This is a genomic window from Streptosporangium sp. G11 (assembly GCF_051192615.1).
In the GTDB taxonomy this organism is placed as follows: Bacteria; Actinomycetota; Actinomycetes; order Streptosporangiales; family Streptosporangiaceae; genus Streptosporangium.
Genome location: NZ_JBPJUQ010000249.1, coordinates 1 through 1,989, shown reverse-complemented (window position 1 = coordinate 1,989; position 1,989 = coordinate 1). Strand labels below are relative to the sequence as shown.

Genomic DNA, 1,989 nt, shown 5'->3' with positions numbered 1-1,989 from the left:
TAACTTACCGGCGTTGCGGCAAACACAAGAAACACGGCATGAACGTCCAGGTCATCGCCGCTCCGGACGGCACTCCGCTGTGGACATCGGGATCACTGCCGGGCTCGGTACACGACCTGACGGCGGCGCGAATCTGGGGCATCATCCGGCGCCTGGAGGCAGCCGGACTGATCACCCTCGCTGACAAGGGCTACGTCGGTGCAGGTCGGCAGGTGCTGGTGCCCTGCAAAGAAAGAAACAAACCAGCCTCACAGAAGACAGCCAACTTCTCCCACGCCAAGCTCCGCGGCCCCGGCGAGCGCGCCAACGCCGTGTTGAAGACCTGGCACATCCTCCAGAAACTACGCTGCTGCCCACTTCGCGCAGGTCAGCTCGTCAAAGCCATCTTCGTCCTTCAGGCCCGCGAAGCGGGATGAAATACGTTCAACTCATCCGCCGGCCACCGGGTAGCGGCTGAAGATCTCGGCTCGCTGCGTCGCCGACGGCCGGTGGAAGTAGAGCAGCTCGCCGGGGGTGTCCACGCACTGGACCAGGCCGGCCAGCTCGGCGCCGCGGGTCTCATCGATGATGAGAAGATCGCTCGTCGCACCGCGGGCCACCAACTCCGCCGTCGCGGCGTCGACCGTGTCCTCCTCGACCACCACGAGCTGGTAGGTGACGGGCACCGGCAGCCGGCCATCGAGGGCCCGCGCGGCGAACTCGAAGCAGCGCATCGCCTCCACCCAGCCGATCCGCCGGTCAGCGGGGTTCATGGCCAAACCGACGATCGACTGGATCGCCACTTCGGGCGCTTGATGCTTGGCCATCATGTAGGCGAGATTGCGGACCCAGTCGCTGTACATTCCGGCGTCTATCCCCCGGCGCCGCTGGTGGTAGGCCACGGCCGAGACGTTGAAAGCGAAGGCCAGTCCCGCCTGCCGCAGCCGATACCCCAGGTCGGTGTCCTCAAGTCCCCAGCCGAGAAATGCCTCGTCGAAACCACCGAGCCGGCGTAGGTGCTCGATGCGCACCGAGGCGTTGCAGGTGAACAGGAGATGCCAGCAGATGGCGAGCCGGTTCATGTTGCCCGAGAATTCGGCCAGCACCTGCTCGCGCGGATCACCCCAGGCGACGGCGGGCATGGCGTCAAAGGTGAATTCGCGGCTGAGGCGCTCCTTGTCGAAGTCTCCGTCTCCGAGGTCCGGGCGGGGGCCGATCACGACGAGATCATTCCTGAGCCGGTGATAACGGACGTGTTCGGCGAGATAGGTCGGCCCGACCACCGTATCGGCGTCGACCATGACGATGAGCTCCCCGGTGGCCTTGGCGATGGCCGCGTTACGGGCGGCTGCCCGGCTCGACCGATCGGTGCGCGGAAGGTAGAGGTAGGTCAGATTGTCACGGCCCGCCAGCTCGGCGACCATCTCGCCGGTACCGTCGGTGGAGCCGTCGTCGGCGACGACGAGCTCGAAGGAGTCTTCCGGATCGAGCACGCTGTGCGCGAGGGTGTACAGCAACAGGCGCAACTTGCTCCGCACGTTGAAGGCTGGAATGACGACGCTGACCTTCACGGAACCTCCTGTGAATGGGTGACAAAGGATGACCGGCACGGTCACGGACACGTCGAACGCCTTCGCAACCAGAATTATCAACCGTCCGCAAGTCCAGTGCAACGATTGTGGGAGCGGTTCCACGTGCGCTGAAATCGGTCGACCGACCGACGACAATATGCTAAGCAAAGCTCATTGTCGGCACAATCGCGTCGCAGACGGTTCACGGACGGTACCGCCGGGTGGCCCGCCGTCTCACTCGGAGACAATTGAACGTATTTCATCCCGCTTCGCGGGCCTGAAGGACGAAGATGGCTTTGACGAGCTGACCTGCGCGAAGTGGGCAGCAGCGTACCGGTGGTCTGTTGGATCAAGCCGTGTGCCGGGTATCACCTGATTAATGCTCATTCGAGCGTTTCGGGGGTGGGTGATGACCGCTCGTCTGCCGTGCCCGGCGGCA

At 64.3% G+C, this 1,989-nt stretch carries 2 protein-coding genes; one reads left to right on the top strand and one right to left on the bottom strand.

Annotated elements, in window-relative coordinates; genetic code table 11:
- Nucleotides 1-416: transposase family protein (locus tag ACSDR0_RS50260; protein ID WP_435296074.1), on the top strand; the 416-nt coding region annotated here is incomplete at its 5' end.
- A 12-nt stretch (nucleotides 417-428) separates the two neighbouring features.
- Here the strand turns inward: ACSDR0_RS50260 and ACSDR0_RS50255 are convergent.
- Nucleotides 429-1,550: a glycosyltransferase family 2 protein gene (locus ACSDR0_RS50255; RefSeq protein ID WP_435296073.1), complete on the bottom strand. Its 1,122-nt coding sequence runs from the start codon at nucleotides 1,548-1,550 to the stop codon at nucleotides 429-431.
- Nucleotides 1,551-1,989: the final 439 nt, after the last annotated feature.